The sequence below is a fragment of the Citrobacter sp. TBCS-14 genome (assembly GCF_005280805.1).
Classification (GTDB): domain Bacteria; phylum Pseudomonadota; class Gammaproteobacteria; order Enterobacterales; family Enterobacteriaceae; genus Citrobacter; species Citrobacter gillenii.
In genome coordinates this window covers 1-258 of the sequence record NZ_SZWM01001251.1, presented here as the reverse complement: position 1 = coordinate 258, position 258 = coordinate 1, and the positions used below count along the sequence as shown (strand labels likewise).

The 258-nt window shown below is 56.2% G+C and carries 1 protein-coding gene; it reads right to left on the bottom strand.

Going from position 1 to position 258, the window contains the following annotated elements:
* Positions 1–258, bottom strand: a 258-nt coding sequence (locus FDX22_RS26540; RefSeq protein WP_186805481.1) for a contractile injection system protein, VgrG/Pvc8 family, incomplete at both ends; no start/stop codon positions are given.

The window sequence follows — 258 nt, the reverse complement described above, 5'->3', positions numbered from 1 at the left end:
GTCCTGACTCTGCACGGAAGAGGGGCTGACGGTGGCTTCATAGCGAAACTCGCTGATGCATTCCCTGGAGACTTCGCGGGTACCGGGGTTAAAGGGCATTTCCCCCAGAGTGGAAACACCGGCCACATCATCACAGAGCACCAGTTTTTGTTCAGGACCGGTCGGGTGTAACCAGTCAAAATAGAAAATACCTTCTTCGGCCCACAGGCGGGTGAGAAAAGCGAGGTCGGTCTCGCCGTACTGGACGCAGAATTCCCG